Annotated in this window: 1 protein-coding gene; it reads left to right on the forward strand. The window is 67.7% G+C overall.

Annotated elements, in window-relative coordinates:
• Positions 1-98: 98 nt before the first annotated feature.
• The coding region (locus tag Psi01_RS42925; RefSeq protein WP_204069961.1) for a helix-turn-helix domain-containing protein at positions 99-1,018 on the forward strand (920 nt) is incomplete at its 3' end.

The following is a 1,018-nucleotide window of genomic DNA, read 5'->3' on the forward strand; positions in this document are numbered from 1 at the left end:
GCCTGCCGATAATGTCATCCGGCCAGGTCATGGGCTTGCTGAGGGTCGCCTGATGTGCGTGATCCCCAGCCGCTCGGAGTGCGGCATGATGATCGTTCGTGCTCTTTCGTCTGGCCTATCTCGCCGTCACGAATGCCTTCGCCGCGCTGCGGCTGCTGCCGATGAGCGATCGGGACAAGGACGTCGAGATCCTCACCCTGCGCCACCAGATCACCGTTCTCGAACGGCAGCTCGGTGCCGACACCAGGGTGCGGTTCGTCTCCGAGGACCGTGCCTTCCTCGCCGCCCTGCTGACGTCGCTGCCCCGCGAGGTCCTGCGCCGGGTGCGGCTTCTCGTCCGCCCGGACACCGTCCTGCGCTGGCACCGCGATCTGATGAGACGGCGGCACGCCCACATCAGTAAGTCCAGGCGGCTGGGACGCCCACCCACGGTCCGCTCCATCCGCGCGCTCATCCTGCGCCTGGTCCGCGAGAACCCGTCCTGGGGATATCGGCGGGTACATGGCGAGCTGGCCATGCTCGGCATCACAGTCGCGCCCTGCACCGTGTGGGAGATCCTCAAGCAGGAAGGCGTTGATCCGGCACCTGAGCGGGCGTCTGTCACCTGGGCCGGCTTCCTGCGCTCGCAAGCCGAGGCGCTGCTGGCCTGCGACTTCATCGAGACCGTCACCCTCACCGGGCAGCGCCAGTACATCCTGGCCGTTATCGAGCACGCCAGCCGGCGCGTCCGCGTGCTGGGCACCACCGCCCATCCGACCGCGGTCTGGGTGGTCCAGGCGATGAAGAACCTCGTGATGGATCTGGAGGAGGCCGGCTGCCGGGCCCGCTATCTGATCCGGGACCGGGATGGGAAGTTCCCTGCCCTCATGGACGAGATCCTCACCGAGGCCGGGATCTGGACCGTGCTCACCGGTGTCCGCGTGCCGCGGATGAACGCGATCATGGAGCGGTGGGTGCAGTCATGCCGCCGAGAGCTGCTCGACCGCTGCCTGCTGTGGAATGAGCGCCATCTGCGCCA

This window comes from Paraplanobispora siamensis (assembly GCF_016863175.1).
Classification (GTDB): Bacteria; Actinomycetota; Actinomycetes; order Streptosporangiales; family Streptosporangiaceae; genus Planobispora; species Planobispora siamensis.